General features: G+C 62.0%; 16 protein-coding genes and 1 pseudogene. 4 read left to right on the top strand and 13 right to left on the bottom strand.

What is annotated here, in order from left to right; all coding sequences use genetic code 11:
* Positions 1 to 142: 142 nt before the first annotated feature.
* Genes CGA22_RS12135 through CGA22_RS12110 form a run of 6 tightly spaced genes read right to left on the bottom strand, consistent with a single transcriptional unit; the run spans position 143 to position 4,391 of the window.
* On the bottom strand, positions 143 to 1,822 hold the full coding sequence (locus tag CGA22_RS12135) for an AMP-binding protein (protein WP_041021996.1): 1,680 nt from the start codon (positions 1,820 to 1,822) through the stop codon (positions 143 to 145).
* On the bottom strand, positions 1,819 to 2,379 hold the full coding sequence (locus CGA22_RS12130) for a membrane protein (RefSeq protein WP_041021997.1): 561 nt from the start codon (positions 2,377 to 2,379) through the stop codon (positions 1,819 to 1,821). The genes CGA22_RS12135 and CGA22_RS12130 overlap by 4 nt, the downstream gene beginning before the upstream one ends.
* Complete coding sequence (locus CGA22_RS12125; RefSeq protein WP_024779866.1) at positions 2,376 to 2,630, bottom strand: acyl carrier protein; 255 nt, start codon at positions 2,628 to 2,630, stop codon at positions 2,376 to 2,378. The genes CGA22_RS12130 and CGA22_RS12125 overlap by 4 nt, the downstream gene beginning before the upstream one ends.
* A 9-nt stretch (positions 2,631 to 2,639) precedes the next feature.
* Complete coding sequence (locus tag CGA22_RS12120; RefSeq protein ID WP_024779865.1) at positions 2,640 to 2,897, bottom strand: phosphopantetheine-binding protein; 258 nt, start codon at positions 2,895 to 2,897, stop codon at positions 2,640 to 2,642.
* Positions 2,878 to 3,687 (bottom strand): lysophospholipid acyltransferase family protein, encoded by an 810-nt coding sequence (locus tag CGA22_RS12115; RefSeq protein WP_041021998.1) that lies wholly within the window; start codon positions 3,685 to 3,687, stop codon positions 2,878 to 2,880. The genes CGA22_RS12120 and CGA22_RS12115 overlap by 20 nt, the downstream gene beginning before the upstream one ends.
* A complete protein-coding gene (locus CGA22_RS12110) occupies positions 3,663 to 4,391 on the bottom strand; it encodes a beta-ketoacyl synthase chain length factor (protein ID WP_188258597.1) in 729 nt (242 codons plus the stop codon). Before CGA22_RS12110 ends, CGA22_RS12115 begins: the two co-directional genes overlap by 25 nt.
* Before the next feature lie 348 nt (positions 4,392 to 4,739).
* Here CGA22_RS12110 and CGA22_RS12105 point away from each other — a divergent pair, with 348 nt between their 5' ends.
* Positions 4,740 to 5,510: a ParA family protein gene (locus tag CGA22_RS12105; RefSeq protein WP_041024586.1), complete on the top strand. Its 771-nt coding sequence runs from the start codon at positions 4,740 to 4,742 to the stop codon at positions 5,508 to 5,510.
* A gap of 120 nt (positions 5,511 to 5,630) precedes the next feature.
* Here CGA22_RS12105 and trxC read toward each other — a convergent pair whose 3' ends face one another.
* Positions 5,631 to 6,065: a thioredoxin TrxC gene (gene trxC, locus CGA22_RS12100; protein ID WP_041024587.1), complete on the bottom strand. Its 435-nt coding sequence runs from the start codon at positions 6,063 to 6,065 to the stop codon at positions 5,631 to 5,633.
* Positions 6,066 to 6,212: 147 nt separating this feature from the next.
* On the opposite strand from trxC, the gene CGA22_RS12095 reads away from it, so the two are divergent.
* Positions 6,213 to 6,491 (top strand): hypothetical protein, encoded by a 279-nt coding sequence (locus CGA22_RS12095; protein ID WP_041024588.1) that lies wholly within the window; start codon positions 6,213 to 6,215, stop codon positions 6,489 to 6,491.
* Between the two features lie 184 nt (positions 6,492 to 6,675).
* On the opposite strand, the gene selO is transcribed toward CGA22_RS12095, so the two are convergent.
* The 5 genes and pseudogenes from selO to CGA22_RS27450 form a co-directional block, all read right to left on the bottom strand.
* The gene (selO, locus tag CGA22_RS12090) at positions 6,676 to 8,139 is read right to left on the bottom strand and encodes a protein adenylyltransferase SelO (RefSeq protein ID WP_041024589.1); all 1,464 of its coding nucleotides are present in this window, start codon (positions 8,137 to 8,139) and stop codon (positions 6,676 to 6,678) included.
* A 37-nt stretch (positions 8,140 to 8,176) separates the two neighbouring features.
* A complete protein-coding gene (gene mscK / locus CGA22_RS12085; protein WP_041024590.1) occupies positions 8,177 to 11,539 on the bottom strand; it encodes a mechanosensitive channel MscK in 3,363 nt (1,120 codons plus the stop codon).
* Positions 11,540 to 11,575: 36 nt separating this feature from the next.
* Positions 11,576 to 13,318: a potassium/proton antiporter gene (locus CGA22_RS12080; RefSeq protein ID WP_041024591.1), complete on the bottom strand. Its 1,743-nt coding sequence runs from the start codon at positions 13,316 to 13,318 to the stop codon at positions 11,576 to 11,578.
* 253 nt (positions 13,319 to 13,571) lie between these two features.
* The gene (locus tag CGA22_RS27455; RefSeq protein ID WP_411157118.1) at positions 13,572 to 14,276 is read right to left on the bottom strand and encodes a methyl-accepting chemotaxis protein; all 705 of its coding nucleotides are present in this window, start codon (positions 14,274 to 14,276) and stop codon (positions 13,572 to 13,574) included.
* A 198-nt stretch (positions 14,277 to 14,474) separates the two neighbouring features.
* A pseudogene (locus CGA22_RS27450) lies at positions 14,475 to 15,131 on the bottom strand (MCP four helix bundle domain-containing protein); the annotation flags it as partial.
* Positions 15,132 to 15,452: 321 nt separating this feature from the next.
* On the opposite strand from CGA22_RS27450, the gene CGA22_RS12070 reads away from it, so the two are divergent.
* Positions 15,453 to 15,683, top strand: a complete 231-nt coding sequence (locus CGA22_RS12070) for a hypothetical protein (RefSeq protein ID WP_041024593.1) — start codon at positions 15,453 to 15,455, stop codon at positions 15,681 to 15,683.
* Positions 15,680 to 15,982: a cell division protein ZapA gene (locus CGA22_RS12065; RefSeq protein WP_041024594.1), complete on the top strand. Its 303-nt coding sequence runs from the start codon at positions 15,680 to 15,682 to the stop codon at positions 15,980 to 15,982. Before CGA22_RS12070 ends, CGA22_RS12065 begins: the two co-directional genes overlap by 4 nt.
* Positions 15,983 to 16,067: 85 nt before the next feature.
* On the opposite strand, the gene CGA22_RS12060 is transcribed toward CGA22_RS12065, so the two are convergent.
* Positions 16,068 to 17,870: an acyl-CoA dehydrogenase gene (locus CGA22_RS12060; RefSeq protein ID WP_041024595.1), complete on the bottom strand. Its 1,803-nt coding sequence runs from the start codon at positions 17,868 to 17,870 to the stop codon at positions 16,068 to 16,070.
* Positions 17,871 to 17,901 lie beyond the last annotated feature (31 nt).

Raw genomic sequence — 17,901 nt, 5'->3', positions numbered from 1 at the left:
GTGGCGCGGGGATTCAGCGAAGCGTCGCACCGCCCCGCTGGGTTGCGCAGCGACCCCAAGTCCTGTGCAGCACCACAATTCGTTGGCGAGTGCTTCGCACTCGAGCGGGGATAAATCCCCTCGCCACAGGACGGTGTGAGCATTAGTCATGGGCGGCCCCCAGTACAATCCGCCCGCTGGAGCACGCCGCCGTATCATTGCGGTAGGCGAAGTACAGCTTGCCGCGCTCGCGGTCGAAGCGCAGGTGTAGCTGGACTTCATCACCGGGACGTACCAGCTGCTGGAACTTCAACACTTCCATCCCGACGAAGCGCGGCGGCAGGTCCAGCAGTTGTCGGCCCAGGCTCAGGGCCCAGTCGACCTGCACCACGCCGGGCAACACCGGGGCCGTGGGAAAGTGGCCGCTGAAGTACGCCAGGTCCGGCGGCACGACCAGTTGCAGGCTCCATTCGCCGTCGGTCTCGACCTGTTCCAGCACGTCGGGAGCCTTTGGACGCGGTGCCGCCAGCAGGGCTTCGACCTCGGCCTGGGGCAGCTTGCCCTGGGCATTGAGCGGCAACTGGCGCAGCCAGCGCCAGCGCCGTGGCAAGGCCAGTGTTTCGCAATGCCCGCTCAGGTGGCGACGCAAGGCTTCGGTCACGGCGCGACGACCCTGGTTACGCAAGGCATGGAGGCCGCTTTCGCTCAGTACCAGCAGGGCGCCGAGGGAAGCACGATTCTCTCGCACCACCCCCAGCCGCGCTTCGCTCACCCAGTCGTGGGCCATCAGTGCCTGCTCCAGCATCGGCAGGGAGATGCGCTTCTCTTCCAGCTTGACGATGCGGTCCAGGCGTCCGAGCAGTTCGAAGCGGCCATCGGCGTCAATCCGTGCGGCGTCGGCGGTATGTTCCACATGGGCGGGAGGCAGATAAGGCGAAGCGACCAGCAAGGCACCGTCGCTGTCCTGGCTCAGCTCGACGCCGGCAAAGGGCTGCCACCGTTCAGCACCCCGGCGCCAGGCGATACCGCCGGTTTCCGAGCTGCCGAATATTTCCGTCGGCCATTGACCCAGGCGCTGCTGCAGGCTTTGGGCGGCCTCGGCCGGCAAGGCACCGCCGGAGGAAAACACCCGACGCACGCTGCTCAGGGCCGTCCAGTCGAGGTTGTCGCCCATGCGTTTGAGCAGCGCCGGGCTGGCGACCCAGGCGAAGACCGGGTGCTCGCGGCTGGCGCGTTGCAGGTCTTCCGGAAACGCCAATTGCCGGCGCACGAACGGTCGTCCGGCGCACAGCGGCCACAGGACCCGGAACAGCAGGCCGTAGATATGCTGGGCGGCGACGCTGCCAATGATGCAGGCCGGGCCCAGCTCGGCGCCCCACAACTGCTCCAGGGCCTGGACCTCATTGCTCAACTGGCGCAGGTTTTTCTCGATGCGCTTGGGCTCGCCGCTGGAGCCGGAGGTACACAGGCTCAGCCAGCATTGGTCGAGGTCCAGTTCGACAGGCGCCAAGGGGGCCTGTCGCAAGTCGCCAGGATGGGTGTCGCCAGGCTGGTCGGTCAGCCACAGGTCGACCTCGGCCGACCAGCGCTGGCGGGTCTGGGCCTGCAGGTCGGCCGGAAGCAGGACGCGCACGCCGGCACGCCAGGCACCGAGCAGGGCGATGGCCAGGTCGGCGGCGTCTTCCAGGTGCACGGCCATGCGCTCTACACCGCGGGCGTGCAGGCCTGCGGCCAGGCACAGCGCCTCGTCCCGCAGTTGCGAATGACTGATTACCGGATCGACTGCAACTGCGCGCTCCGGCTGAGCCTTGAGCAACATCTGCTCAAGTTTTATCCAATTCATGGGCGGCCTCTTACCCTTTGTCGTATGAGCCATTCAATGGCAAACAGCAGCCCCATCAATCCGTAGGAAATCAGGCCTGTGTACAACATCCACCAACTCAGCGGCGCCCAGAGGGTCAGGGCGGCGGCGAGCAAACCGTTACACAGGAAAAACACACTCCAGACCACCGTGACCTGGCGGGTATACACCACCGCTTTTGCCGGCAGTTGCGGTTCACGCAGGCGGGCTACGCGTTCGATCATTGGCGGGCCGTATTTCAGGCTCAGGACGAACATCCCGAGCATGAAGGCACTGATCAGCACCGGATACCAACGCAGCAGGAGCGGGTTATCGAACAGCGCGAGCAACCCGCAGAACATGATCGCCGTGATCGCCATCCAGAGGTTGCCTGGCCCGCCTTTGCCGAGCCCTCGGTTAGCGAACAATGCCCGGGCCAGCCACAGGCTACCCAGCAGCAGGCCGAACTGCCAGGGGGCGAAGTGCTCCATGCCGAAATACACCGCAAAGGGATACAGCAGGCCCGCCAATAGCAGGCCAAGGCCAATCAGCCGGCTCATGCGGCCGGTTGGACCAGTCGATAGACCGCCTCGACCACGTCGTTGACGGTGCGTACCGTCTTGAATTCTTCGGCCGCGATTTTCTTGCCGGTCTGGCGCTTGATGTGGTCGATCAGATCGACCGCGTCGATGCTGTCGATTTCCAGGTCCTGATACAGGTTCGATTCCAGCGTCACGCGCTCAGGGTCCAGTTCGAAAAGCTCCACCAGGGCATCGCGCAGGGTGTTGAAAATGTCGTCACGAGTTTGCATGGTCCGGTCTCAAGCGCGTTTTGCAGTGACGAAGGCCGCAAGGCTTGCCACATTGCTGAAATGGTTGCGGGTGTCCTTGGCGTCGGCATCGATCTTGATGCCGTACTGTTTCTGGATCGCCAGGCCAAGCTCCAGGGCATCCACAGAGTCCAGGCCCAGGCCTTCGCCGAACAGAGTCTGGTGGTCACCGATGTCGTCGACCTCGATGTCCTCCAGGCCGAGGGCGTCGATGATCAGCTGTTTGATGTCACGGTGCAGATCGCTCATCTTCGGCGAGCTCCTTGATGAAATAGTGATGCAAAAAGTCGTTGAGCCTGCGCGAAGCAAGGGGCGGGGGGCCGAGCGTGGCGAACGCCTTTGGATCTATATCGGCCCCCACATGGAAACTGAAGTGCACGCGGCGTTGGGGAATGCGATACCAGGGTTCGGCCTTGGTCAGGGTGGTCGGGCTGACCTTGATGGTCACGGGCGTGAGCATTTTCGCACCCCGCAGGGCAATGGCCGCGGCGCCCCGATGAAAGGCCGGCGCCTGGCCGGGCTGGGTGCGCGTGCCCTCGGGGAACACGATCAGGGTCTGGCCCTCTTTCAGGGCGTCGCTGGCGGCGTCGAGCATGTCCATGCTGCCGTCGTTGCTGATGTATTGGGTCGAGCGCAACGGGCCGCGGGTGAAGGGGTTGTCCCAGAGGCTTTGCTTGACCACGCAATTGGCGTCGCGCACCAACCCGATCAGAAACACCACGTCGATCAGCGATGGATGATTGGCAATGATCATCTGCCCGGGCCGGCCAAGCTTTTCTGCGCCGTCGATCTGATAGGTGAGCACGCCGGTGCGGGTCATGAACCGGATGAAGAACCAGAACAGCCGTCCAACCGTGCGCCGGGCCCGTTGTCGATGGACCTGGGCATCGCCGGGCCACCAGGCCAGCAGCGGAAATACCAGCAACCGCAGGCACAGCCCGCCCAGCCCGAACAGGGCGAAGCTTGCAGCGGTCGCGAGCAGGCGCCAGTAATAGGCGTCGCGGTGCTTGCCCGTCACCGGTTGCGTTGCCAGGTCCATACACGATTCTTCCAGGCATGTTGGCAGGTGGTTTCGTTGTTCAGCAGCGTACGCAGCAGATCCAGGGCATGGGGCCAGTCACTGCCGGACGGTTGAACCGGCGGGGTGGACAAGGCCAGTTGCCAGTCGTCGCCCCGGGTCAGCAGCAACCCCATTGCATAGGGAAACGGCACATCGTCAACCCAAGGCGCATAGACCTGGGGTGGTTGTTCTTCGGTGATGACCAGCAGCACCGCCGGCGCACCTTCATTCAACAGCGCGGCGGCTTCCAGTACGCCATGTTCCAGCCCGTCGCCCGTGGCGGCCAGGGCCGTCATCTCGCTGGTTTCGTTGCGCATGATCGACCACAGGCCGATCACTGCGTTGTGTACCGACAGGCTGAACTGAGTGGGTGACAACGGTTGGTCGGCTGCCAGGTCCTTGAGAATCTCGAATGTGCGCGGGGTTTCACCGTGACGGGAAATAAAGACCAACGGCAGGTTCGGCCGGCCTTCGGCCAGGGGCCAGCCGACACTGAAGGCCATCCGCGCCAGGCGGCTGAGACGGCGGCGCTGCATGGCCGGCAGGAACGAGACATCAGGGGCGGCATCGTTGGTGGGCAATATCACCGGCTGTCGGCTCCACGCCTGCCAGTCGTCCACGCTTTCGAGCCCAGGGGCCCATGCGCGCCATTGGGCGATATTGAAATTGATCAAAAAATTCATCCCACCCCTGCGGGCTTTTTATTGTCACGGTTCAGTGGTTTGAGCCGCGTCCAACCCAGCATGGTCTTGCGACCCAAATGGCGCGCATTATCCCGGTGCCGTTGGCTTGTAGCAAACAATGGTTACACATAAGCGGGAAAACCTGACGGTGGGTTCGTCCCGGCTCGGACATCTCATTATTGCGATTGTGACGAGCCTGTCTGTCGGCCGCTTCCGTAATCCTCCGCGCGCATTGACGCTTCTTTACCGGAAAAAGCCACTAACGCTGTAGTCCATCCATGCTGAAGGTAGCGAAGCGGTGTCATCGCCTACTACACTCGGGAATCTTTGATACACGGAGGTTTTGACATGCGGCGCGTGGTATTCAATCAGAAAGGTGGCGTGGGCAAGTCCAGCATCGCCTGCAACCTGGCGGCGGTCAGCGCCAGCGAAGGGTATCGCACGTTGTTGGTGGACCTGGACGCACAGGCCAACTCCACTCAATACCTGACCGGTCTCACCGGCGACGACATCCCCATGGGTATTGCCGACTTCTTCAAGCAAACCCTGTCGTCCGGACCCTTTTCGAAGAAGAACAAGGTCGATATCTATGAAACGCCGTTCGATAACCTGCATGTCATCACCGCCACGGCTGAACTGACCGATCTTCAGCCCAAGCTTGAGGCGAAGCACAAGATCAACAAACTGCGCAAATTGCTCGAAGAGTTGGACGAGGATTACGATCGGATTTACCTGGATACGCCGCCGGCCCTGAACTTTTATGCGGTTTCAGCGTTGATTGCCGCTGATCGGGTGTTGATTCCTTTCGATTGCGACAGTTTTTCCCGCCAGGCGTTGTATGGCCTGCTGGCGGAAATCGAAGAGCTCAAGGAGGACCATAATGAGGGCCTGGAGATTGAAGGCATCGTGGTCAACCAGTTCCAGTCCCGGGCCAGTCTGCCGCAACAGATGCTCGACGAACTGATCGCCGAGGGCTTGCCGGTACTGCCGGTGTACCTGAGCAGCTCGGTGCGCATGCGTGAATCCCACCAGGCCAGCCTGCCGCTGATCCATCTGGACGCGCGCCACAAACTGACCCTGCAGTTCGTGGAGTTGCATGAGTTGCTGGAAAACGCCTGATCAACAGGCTTCTGCCGCCCATGTGGGAGCGAGCCTGCTCGCGATAGCGGACTGACAGGTACATTGACGTTGAATGTGCCTGCGCATCGCGAGCAGGCTCACTCCCACAATGAAGTCGCTTCAGATCCCCTGACTGCGCAACCAGCTCAGCAATTGCGGCAAGGGAAACGCTCCGCTCTGGCGCGCGACCTCCTTGCCATTCCTGAACAGGATCAGGCTGGGAATCGAGCGAATCCCCAATTGCGCCGACAGCTGTGGATTGGCTTCGCTGTCGAGTTTGGCCAGCCGGCATTTGCCGCTCAGTTGCGCGGCGGCCTGTTCGAACACGGGCGCAAAGGATTTGCAGGGCCCGCACCAGTCCGCCCACACATCCACCAGCAGCGGCAGGTCGCCCTTGATCTGGCTGGCGTAGTCGCCCTGTTTCAGTTCGAACGGCTTGTCCAATAGCACGAGGCCCTTGCAGCGCCCGCACTTGGGCTGGTCGCCCAGACGTTCGGCAGCCAGGCGATTGAGCCCGTTGCAATGGGGGCAGGGAATCAGCATCGGGTCAGGCATGGTGGGCTCCAAAAGACAGTCATGACGCTGATCTGGTGTCGCCGAGGCGGTTTATCAAGGTTGCCATTCATCAGATGCGCCGCACTGACGCCCTTCGATGGCCTCAAAAAGACCACAACGCATCTGTTCGCAACCCAAGGAGGTCCCATGAGCCATCCTCGAGAACCTGTCACGCGCGCACCGCAGGACAACCCCAACGACGACGGCTGGGTACTTGGCACCGCCGGTCGCGACGAAGACCCGAACGCCGCTCCCGCCTATGCCATTGATCGCCGTCACGAACGAGACGAACTGACCCCCGAAGACGCCCGCGGTCTGCCCGGCTATCCCGAGAAAAAAACGCCGGCCAAACCCACTGACAAGGATGCCACCGAGGCAGAGCCGGGAATCGAGACGCCCGAACAGGGGAACGATAAAGTCGGGTGAGACAGCTTTTGTGGCGAGGGGATTTATCCCCGTTGGGCTGCGAAGCACTCCTTAAAACCGATCAAGTCTTGTCAGGCTGCGTGCAATTGCAGCTTTTTGGGGCCGCTTCGCAGCCCAGCGGGGATAAATCCCCTCGCCACAAGGGAGCGTTTGGCTCAAGGCCGATTCCAGCTATTGAGCTGGGTCACGACGAGCAACTGATCTCCAGATGCTTGCCCCACTCCGGCGGCCGTTGCGCATAGCTGTCCATGCCCGGTTGCTCCTCGAACGGACGGCTAAGTACCTGGTACAGACGGCGGACTTCTTCGTAGTCGCCTGACTCGGCGGCATCGATGGCGTTCTGTGCCAGATAGTTGCGCAGTACATATAAGGGGTTCACCGCGTGCATGCGGATCTGGCGCTGTTCCTGGTCGACGCTGCCTTCACGGCCGACGCGGGCGATATAAAGTGCGGCCCAGGCGTCGAAGCCCATGAGGTCGACGAAGTCGTCCCGCAGCCTGGCGACGGCTTGTTCAGGCGATTGATCGCCCAACCGGCGGAAGAACAGGCTGTAGTCGACGCCGCTGTTCTGCATCAGTTGCAGCAGGCGCTCCACCAGTTTCTGGTCATCTTCCTCCGCGGTGGTCAGGCCGAGGCGACGGCGCATCAGGTCCAGGTAATGGGCCTGGTAAAGCGGCAGGTACAGGCCCAGGGTCTCGCGCAGGGCTTCGACGCTGATGAACGGCGTCAGGGCCTGGGCCAGGGCGCTGAGGTTCCACTGGCCGATGGGCACCTGGTTGCTGAAGGAATAACGCCCCTGGTCATCGGAATGGTTGCAGATGAAGTTCGCGTCGAAGTCATCGAGGAAGGCAAACGGCCCGAAGTCGAAGGTGATGCCCAGGATCGACATGTTGTCGGTGTTCATCACGCCATGGCAGAAACCATAGGCCTGCCATTTCGCAATGAGTTCGGCGTTGCGTTCGACGATTTCGCGGAACATCGCCAGGTACGGTTCCGGCTGTTCACGGCATTCGGCGAAGTGCAGGTTCAGCACGTGCTCGGCGAGCGTGGCATGCAACTCGGGTTTCTTGGTGTAGTAGAAATACTCGAAATGGCCGAAACGCACATGGCTCGGTGCCAGGCGCAGCACCATGGCGGCGCGCTCCTGTTTTTCGCGCCACACCGGGGTGTCCGAGCCGATCACGCACAAGGCGCGGGTGGTGGGGATGCCCAAGGCATGAAGGGCTTCGGATGCCAGGAATTCACGGATCGAGGAGCGCAACACCGCTCGTCCGTCGCCCATCCGTGAGAACGGCGTCTGGCCCGCGCCCTTGAGGTGAAGGTCCCAGTGTTCGCCGGCCTCGTTGTACACCTCTCCCAGCAGCAATCCCCGGCCATCACCCAGTTGCGGGTTGTAGTGGCCGAACTGATGTCCGGAATACACCATCGCCCGAGGCTCGGTTTCGGCCCATAACTTATGCCCGCCGAACAGTTCGGCGAACAGCGGCGCCTGGGCTTCGGCCGGGTCCAGGTCCAGCAGCGCCATGGCGGCCGGGCTGGCGACCACCAGTCGTGGGTTGTCGATGGGTTCGGGCAACACATGGGCCGAAAAACCGTCGCCCAGGCGGGCGAAGCGGTTATCGAAGGACAAGGTTTCCAGCGTTTTCATGGCCGTCTCCGGCGCGATGCCTGCTGGCACCCCGCGATCAGTCGAGTGTGTCCTGGGGCGGCTCCGCTACCGGCTTGATGCTGGTCACCGAAGAAGGCGCGGGCGTGATGGTTTTGTTCTCGGGCTCGGCGGGCACCAGCTTGTATTCCTGGCCGCTAAGGTTCTTCAGGTAGATTTCCATCTGGCGGAAGGAGATGTTGATGTGCTCCTTCTTGAACTCACGGTTGATGAAGCGGTTGATCTCGTCCAGCACCGGGTTACGGTCGCCGAGATCGCGCACGTGCATGCGCAACTCATGGTCCAGGGTGCTCTCGCCGAAGTTCAGGAAGTACACGATCGGTTCCGGCTCCTTCAGCACCCGTGGGTTGTCCCGTGCAGCTTTGAGCAGCAGTTCCCGGACCCGATCCAGGTCCGAGCCGTAGTCCACGCCCAGTTTCAGGGTTACCCGGGTAACGGTGTCGGTCAACGACCAGTTGATCAGCTGCCCGGTGATGAAGGTCTTGTTCGGGACGATGATGTCCTTGCGGTCGAAGTCGGTGATGGTGGTCGCGCGGATGCGGATCTTGCTGACCGTGCCCGACAGGTTGCCGATGGTAATGGTGTCGCCGATCCGTACCGGACGCTCGAACAGGATCATGATCCCGGAAATGAAGTTGGCGAAGATCTCTTGCATGCCGAAGCCCAGGCCCACCGATAGCGCGGCCACCAACCATTGCAACTTGTCCCAGCTCACGCCCAGGGTGGACAAGGTGGTGACGAAGCCGACGCCGGCGATCACATAGGACAGCAGCGTGGTGGTGGCATAGGCGCTGCCCTGGGCCAGGTTCAGTTTCGACAGCACGAACACTTCCAGAAGGCCAGGCAGGTTGCGCGCCAGGGCGAAGGTAATGCCGATGATGATCAGCGCACCGAGCAAGTCGCCGATGCTGATGGGCACCATGCTCATGTTGACGCCGGTGCCACTGGTGTATTCGTAGAGGGTCACGTTGTCCAGGTACGAGAACACGCTGATCAGGTCCGACCAGACCCAGTACAACGCGGCGATGAAGCCGCCCAGCAGGGCCAGGCGGATCAGCCGCAGGGACTGTTCGTTGACCTTCTCGATGTCCAGGGTCGGTTCCTCGACCACCGCTTCGCCATCGCCGGCTTCCTTGGCCGCCTGGCGCTTGGCCAGGGCGCGCTGGTAGGCCAGGCGCCGAGCCGCTACCGACAGGCCACGGACGAACGTGGCCTCGATCACCAGCCAGAACATCAGCAGGTACAGCGTATTGATCAGCCGGTCACTGAGCTTCAAGGCGGTGTAGTAGTAGCCGAAGCACACCGCCACGAACAGCGCGATGGGCAGGGCGGTGAAAATCACCCCGACAGCCTTGCGGAACAGGGAGGCATTGCGGTGTGTCGGGCTGCTGAGCAACAGGCGACTGAGCAGCCAGGCCATCAAGGCATAACAGGTCAGTACCACGGGCATGCCCAGCACATCGTCGGCGAGGGTCGAAGGCTGCAACTCGGCCACCGCCACCACAGCCACCAGCGCCAGTACTACCAGCCCGAGCCGGCGGATCCAGCCCTGGAGGAATTCGACCTGCGGTTTCTCCCAGCGGAAGTGCAGTTCGGCCACGCCGCCGGGTGCCAGGATGCGATAGGCGGTATAGAACACCAGCCAGGCCTGGCCGATCTGCAGCAGCGCCGCGCCGAGGTTGGCGTTCTGGCCGCGGGCATCGATCTGCAAGGCAAAACCGCACAGGGCCAGCGCCAGGGCGACCGGCATCGCCAGCAGGATGTTGATCAGGATCGCCTGCGGTGTGTGCCACTGGCTGTCACGCTTGAAGTGGCCCACGTCCTGGTGAACCTTGTTCAACCGGGCATAGAGATGCTTGCGCCGCCACAGCAGTGCGCCGATCAGCAAGGCCAGGGGCAGGAACAGCAGTGGTCGCTGTGTCAGGCCGTCGGCCAATTCACTGAGGCTCGAAGTCCAGGGCAACGAGTCGACCTGTTTTTCCAGGCGAGCCGGCACGCCACGCATCCACTCGAAATCCAGCGGTTTGTTGCTGGGAATCCAGAACATCTGCTCTTCGAGTGTTGCCCGCAGGTTTTGCGCGGTGCTGAGCAATTGTTTCTGGTTGAGCTGCAGGGTGATGGATTCGTTGAGCACCGCGCTCAATTCGCGGCTCAAGCGTTCCAGCAGGTCGACGCGGGTCAGGGCCAGGTCCAGCAGGGTCTTGCGCAGCTGCGGCGTGACTTGCTCCGACGGCTGGGACGCCAACAGGCTGTCCACATAGGCGCTCGGATTGTTCAGCAGCTCCCGTTGCTGGCTGACTTCGAACTGATACAGGCGGATGTCGGCGATCTGGTCGGCGAGGTTCTGGTCCAGCTTCAGGCGCGGCAGGGTCTGGCGCTGCTTGTAGAGGATCTTGGAGAGCAACAGGCTGCCTTTGAGCACGCTGATCTGCTCATCCAGGGCCGCGTCAGTCTGGGTGACGCTGTCGAGCAGCTGCTTGGTCTGCAGGTTCTGCTGGGTCACCTCGTTGAGTCGGTCGGTACTCTTGAGCAGGTAATCGGAGAGCTTCAGGTTGGTCGCACTTTCGGTTGCCAGCAGACTGCTGCCGCCGGCCTTCTGGGCTTCGATGGACTGCTGCGTCACCGTCTCCTGGGATTGGGCCAGGCGCTTCTGGTTGATCAGGTTTTGCAGGTCCTGGATTTCCTTCTCCATGCGGGAGATTTTTTCCATCAACAGGTCATGCTGGCCGTTACCCAGGTCCTGCAGCTGGCTGTTACCGGCCAGTTCCTGGCGACGTAACGGAATCAGCGCGTTGAGGGCCGCCAGTTCGGCGTTGAGCTGGTCGCGTTGTTCGGCGCTCAGGGTCTTGCCGGCGTCCCTGCCGGCCTTGAGGATGCTATTGATCTGCTGGATGCGGGTCTGGCTGCTGGCGATTTCGGCCTGGGCACGCTCGGGGCGGGTCTGGGCGGTGATGATCAGGCTGTTGGCATCGGCGAAGGCTTTTTGCAGGTCGCCCTGCTGAGTCGAACGTTCCGTCAGCATTTGTTCGAGCTGGGGAATCGGCAGGTTGGCATAGCGTTGCGCCACGGGCACCACGGCGGTGTTCTTGAGCCGCGCCAGCTCGCGTTGGTTTTCGATGTTTTGTTTCGGTGCGCTGGCCAACTGTTGCTTGAGGGCGAGCAGCTTCTGCTCGTAGTCGGCCTTACTGGCGAGCTGCGCCAGGGTGTCTTGCAGTACGGCCTGCAAGGCTTTCTGATCGGCTTCCGGCAGCTTGCGGTCGGCGATCTTGTCCAGGCTGGCCTGTACCGAGTCGCTCGTGGGCGGTTCAGCAGCTTGCAGCGTGCAGACGGAAAGACTCAGGCCCAGCAGGGCGATGGCTAAGAAGGAGCGCAGGGTAGGCATAGAGACCGGACGAGCAAATTAAAGAATGGGAGCAGTTTAGAGGAACAAGCCGGGACCCGGGCGACTTCCTTCGGGGAATCTGACGCCCACTTTGCCGATCTTGTTCCCGTCCATGGCCGCGACGGTCCACAAGGTGTTGTTCCAGTCCACCTGGTCGCCGACCACCGGCGCGCCACCGACTTTCTGGGCAATGAAGCGGCCCAGGGACATGTCGGGATCGATGCCATCCAGTTGCAGGCCGTACAGCGCGGCAACCGCGGCCAGCTGGGCATCTCCTTCGAGTACGAAGTCGCCGAAGAAGCGCAGATCCAGGCCCCGTTGCGGCGCCTGGCTGAAGAGTTTTCCAAGGGCTGGCAGATCATGTTCATGACCGATCACGCAGAGCAGATCGTCGGTTTCCAGCACCGTACTACCCGACGGATGGAGCAGTTGCTGGCCACGAAACAGCGCCGCGATACGTGTGCCTTCGGGCATTTTCAGATCTCGAAGGGGCGAACCGATGCACCACTTTTCCGCCCCTAGGCGATAAATGAACAGCTCCCACTCGCTGGTGACATGAACCTCCAGCGCTGCCCGGGAAATCGGCAAGGGCTCCGGCGGGACTGTGACGTGCAGCAACTTGGCAACCCATGGCAGGCTCGTGCCCTGGACCAGCAACGACACCAGTACGATAAAGAACGCCAGGTTGAAATAGAGCTGGGCATGGGGCAGGCCGGCCATCAGCGGGAACACCGCCAGGATGATCGGCACCGCGCCGCGCAGGCCGACCCAGGAGATGAAGGCTTTCTCGCGACCATGGAAGGCCTTGAAGGGCAGCAGGCCGACAATGACCGACAGGGGGCGTGCGAACAGGATCATCCACAACGCCAGGCCCAGGGCGGGCAGGGCGATCGGCAACAGGTCATGGGGCGTCACCAGCAGCCCCAGCACCAGGAACATGCCGATTTGCGCCAGCCAGGCCATGCCGTCGAGCATGTGCAGGATGCCGTGGCGGCTGCGCACCGGGCGATTGCCGATGACCAGGCCGCACAGGTACACCGCCAGGAAGCCACTGCCGTGAAGGGCGTTGGTCAGGGCGAACACGGCCAGGCCGCCGCTGATGACAAGAATCGGGTAGAGGCCGTTGGCCAGATTGATGCGGTTGACCAACTGCAGCATCAGCCAGCCGCCGCCCAGGCCAAGCACCGCACCGATGCCGAACTCACGCACCAGGTGCCCTACGAGGTTCCATTCCAGATCGGTCTGGCCGCTGGCGAGCATGCCGATCAGGGTCACGGTCAGGAACACCGCCATGGGGTCGTTGCTGCCGGACTCGATCTCGAGGCTGGCGCTGACCCGCTCGTTCAGGCCTTTGCCGCCCAGCAGCGAGAACACTGCCGCGGCATCGGTCGAGCCGACAATGGCACCGATCAGCAGGCCTTGGATGAGGTTCAGATTGAACAGCCACGCCGCCGCCAGGCCGGTCAATCCGGTGGTGATCAACACCCCGATCGTCGCCAGCGACAGCGCCGGCCACAGGGCCACCCGAAAACTCGAGACCCGCGTACGCAAGCCGCCGTCCAACAGAATGACGGCCAGCGCGAGGTTGCCGACCAGATAGGCCGTGGCGTAGTTGTCGAAAAGAATACCGGCCCCATCGACACCGGCGACCATGCCCACGGCCAGGATGATCACCAGGATCGGGATACCCAGGCGGGACGAAAGAGAACTGACCAGGATGCTCGCACCCACCAGCAACGCGCCGATCAAGAACAGGCTGTTGATGGTCGTCGCGGTCAAAGGCAGTACTCCGGGAAAACTGAAAGACGGGCACAAACTGACCATGCAGTCTGCGTGCCAGCGATTCTAACCTGTTGAAATGTGATGCTGTCAAAAAAGCTTTGGCTTGCCTTCAGGGGGCGGAGATTTTTCGCTGCTGTGGGAGCAAGGCTTGCCCGCGATGAGGCCGAAGCAGGGCCCAGGAAACGTGGTGCCTTCATCGCGGGCAAGCCTTGCTCCCACAGAAGAGAGCAAAGCCCGCAACGCGAACAGGTCAGAGACTGAAGCGTCCCACCATGCTGTTCAGGTCCACCGCCAGGCGCGACAGTTCGGCACTGGCGGCGCTGGTCTGGTTGGCGCCGGTGGCCGATTGCACCGACAGGTCGCGGATGTTCACCAGGTTGCGGTCCACTTCACGGGCCACTTGGGCCTGTTCTTCGGCGGCGCTGGCGATTACCAGGTTGCGTTCGTTGATTTCGACGACGGCGGTGTTGATGGTGTCCAGGGACATGCCGGCGCCGCGGGCGATGTTCAGCGTCGACTCGGCGCGTTCGGTGCTGTTGCGCATCGAGTCCACGGCCTGTTCGGTGCCGCTCTGGATGCTGCCGATCATGCGTTCGATCTCGCTGGTCGACTGCTGGGTGCGATGGGCCAGGGCGCGTACTTCATCCGCTACCACGGCAAAGCCGCGACCGGCCTCACCGGCGCGGGCGGCTTCGATGGCGGCGTTCAGGGCCAGCAGGTTGGTCTGGTCCGCCAAGCCGCGGATCACATCCAGCACCTTGCCGATGTCGCGGGATTCATCGGCCAGATTGCCGATCAGGGTGGCGGTACCTTGTACATCGGCGCTCATGCGCTCGATGGCACTGACGGTTTCCTGCACCAGGTCCCGACCATCGCCCACGGAGGTGGTGGCGTGTTTCGACGCTTCGGACGTGCTGACCGCATTGCGCGCCACTTCTTCCACGGCGCTGGTCATTTCGTTGACCGCAGTGGCGGCCTGTTCGATTTCGTTGTTCTGCTGGGTCAGGCCACGAGCACTTTCGTCGGTGACGCTGTTGAGCTCTTCGGCAGCGGAAGCCAGTTGGGTGGCCGAACCGGAGATCCGCTGCAGGGTATCGCGCAGCTTTTCCTGCATGCTCGACATCGCCCGCAGCAGGCGACCGGCTTCGTCATTGCCATCCACGGTGATCGGTCGGGTCAGGTTGCCCTTGGCGATTTCCTCGGCGGCACTCAGGGCGCTGCCAATCGGGTGGGTGATGCTGTTGGTGAGCAGCCAGGCGAACAGCAGGGTCAGGCCGGTGGCGAGGACCAGCAGGGTGACGACCCAGTTGAATGCCGTTGAGTACTGCTGTGCCGCACCTTGGTTGAGCGCCTCGGCTTGTTGATTGTTGATCTCCGTCAGCCGGTTGATGATGGCATTGATGGCGTCGGAGTTGCTCAACAGCTCGGTGTTGAGCAGTGTGCGCAACTCGTCGATCTGATTGTTACGTGACAGTGTCTTCATCCGCTCTTCGAGCTGACGGTACTGACCCAGCAATTGCACGTATTGCTCATAAGCGGCCCGCTCTTCAGGGGTGCTGATGAGTTTTTCATAGGCGGTCTGGGCTGCGCGGATCTGCTGGTTGCGTTGTTCGAACAGCTCAAAGGTTTTCTGTTGGATATCCGGCTCGCGGTTAACCAGCAAGCGATAGGACAAGACGCGCAGGCGCAGCGTGAGCTGGGTGAATTCGTCCAGGGCCTGGATGCTGGGAACGCTGTTCTCGACGATGTTCTCGCCGGAACTGCGGATCTTGCTCATCTGGGTCAGGGCGAACACCCCAAGCGCCAGCATCAGGGCGCCGATCAGGGCAAAGCCCAGGAACGCTCGCGGCGCGATATTCATATTACGTAGGGACATGGAAGATACCGGGAAGAGGCGCGTCCGTGCGGTCTATGACTGATGATCACTGATTTATCGGTCAGGGGAGTGAAGTCTTGAGAGCGCTGCGTTCTTTTGTCGCAGCGCTACATTGCTGTGCGACGAAGGGCAGGAACCAGATTCCCCATTCGCAGTCTTTACAGCTCGCCAGCGAAGCATCGTCGCTCTGCAAGCATGGTATCGGCGGTGACTTTTCTTTATCGTACGCGCCCCTGAAAAAGCCTGGAAATCAATATGTTGGAAACATCCCTCAGCCAGCTGGAGCAACTGGTCAATGACCTGGTGCAACAGAATCGCCACCTCACCGGCCTGAACGAAACCCTGAGCGCGGAACTTGCCAGGGCCAAGGATGAAAATGAAAGCCTGCAATTGAGCCTGATGGAACAGGAAGAACTCCACGGCACGACCGCCGCCCGTATCCAGGCGTTGATCGAGCGGGCCAGCACCGGTCCTGTCAGCGCATGAAGCACCATGCCGATGGGGTGACGGTTATCTCGATCCTGGGAGAAGACTATTCGATCAAGGCGCCGGCCGGGCAGGAACAGACCCTGTTGGACGCCGCTGCAATGCTCAAGGCTGCCCTGGCCGATACCAAGAGAAAATACCCGACGCTGATCGGTGATCGTCTGTTGGTGTTGGCGGCCATGAACCTGTGCTCGCAGCAGATGGAAATGCAGAAGCAGCACCAGGCAGAACTCGACCGTTGCCAGGAGCAGGTCAATGCCACGGTCGATGTCATTTCCAAGACGATTCAGCAGGCGTGATTGTTATGTCTGCCCGCCCCGCGATCTTATTGCGGGGCGACCATTGTGGGATCGGGTACAGCCGCTAGAGGAAGATCGACCCACCTCAGAACCACTCGTCCCGCATCGCCAGGCACGTGTCATCCCGTGCCTCGAGCAGCGCCAGTTCGTGGTGGCAGCCCGGTACTTCCCAGGTCAGGAAGTACCGGGCCGCTTGCAGCTTGCCCTGATAGAAGTCGTGATCGGTAACGTTGCCCTTGATCAGGCCTTCCTCGGCACGGATGGCCTGCTCCAGCCAGCGCCAGCCGATGACCATATGACCAAACACCTTGAGGTACAGCGCCGAATTGGCGAGGCTGCTGTTGATCTTGCCTTGGGCCAGGTCCGTCAGCAGGCCGAGGGTGACTGATTGCAGGCGCGCCACCAGGGCTTCCAGTGGCTGACGCAGGGGCGTCAATGATTCATGCGCCTGGGCGCGTTCGGTGGTGTCGGCCACCAGGCGGATCAGTTGCTTGAGCCCGGCGCCGCCGTTCTGCGCCAGCTTGCGGCCCAGCAGGTCCAGGGACTGGATGCCGTGGGTGCCTTCGTGGATCGGGTTCAGGCGGTTGTCGCGATAATACTGCTCGACCGGGTACTCGCGGGTGTAACCATGACCGCCGAGGATCTGGATCGCCAGTTCGTTGGCCTTCAGGCAAAACTCCGAGGGCCAGGATTTGACGATCGGGGTCAGCAGGTCCAGCAGCTCATGGGCCCGTCGACGTTCGGCCTCGCTTTCTAGGGTGGTGGTGTCGTCGAACAGCCGCGCCGCGTACAGGCCCAGGTCAAACGAGCCTTCAACGTAGGCCTTCTGGGTCAGTAGCATGCGGCGCACGTCGGCATGCTGGATGATCGCCACGGGGGCGGTGGTCGGATCCTTACTGTCGGGGACCCGGCCCTGTGGGCGTTCGCGGGCGTATTCGAGGGAGTACAGATAGCCGGCGTAACCGAGCATCACCGCGCCCATCCCGACACCGATCCGAGCCTCGTTCATCATCTGGAACATGTAGCTCAACCCGTGGTGCGGTTTTCCCACGAGGTAACCGACACACTCACCGTTGTCGCCGAAGTTCAATGCCGTGGACGTGGTCCCGCGCCAGCCCATCTTGTGGAACAAACCGGCCAGGAGCACGTCGTTGCGCTGGCCGAGGCTGCCGTCGTCGTTGACCAGGAACTTGGGCACGATAAACAGTGAGATGCCCTTAACGCCGGGCGGTGCGTCCGGCAGTTTTGCCAGGACCATGTGCACGATGTTTTCCGACAGCGGATGATCGCCACCGGAAATGAAGATCTTGTTGCCCTTGAGTCGATAGGTGCCGTCGGACGCAGGCTCTGCACGTGTACGAATATCCGATAGCGAAGAGCCCGCATGGGGCTCGGTCAGGGCCATGGTGCCGAAGAAGCGACCCTCGATCATCGGCTGCAGAAAGCGGCGTTTCTGTTCCTCGTCACCGAAGCTTTCGATCAGGTTCGCCGCGCCCATGGTCAGGAACGGGTAGGAGGTCGACGCGGCGTTGGCGGACTGAAAATGGGCGAAGCAGGCCTGGGACAGCAACGTGGGCAGCTGCATGCCTCCCGCCTCGAAACTGCGTGCGGCGTTGAGGAAGCCAGCTTCCAGGAAGGCGTCCACGGCCGGTTTCACTTCTGGAATCAGGATGGCCTGACCGTCTTCGTAGCGCGGTTCATTTTCATCGTTCTTGCGGTTGTGGGGGGCGAAATACTTCTCGGCGATGCTGCGAGCCGTACCAATGGCTGCATCGAAGGTTTCGCGATTGTGCTCGGCGAACCGCTCGCGCTGGGTCAGGCCCTCGGCATCGAGGACTTCATACAGCTCGAAAGCCAGATTACGGGAACTGAGCAGCGTCTCGGACATGGCGGCCTACCTTTCTTTGGAATGGGGCCGA

Origin of the sequence: Pseudomonas sp. PSB18 (assembly GCF_014596565.1) — a bacterium.
Classification (GTDB): domain Bacteria; phylum Pseudomonadota; class Gammaproteobacteria; order Pseudomonadales; family Pseudomonadaceae; genus Aquipseudomonas.
Note: the sequence above shows the minus strand (reverse complement) of the source record. Positions and strands in the feature narration are given on the sequence as shown.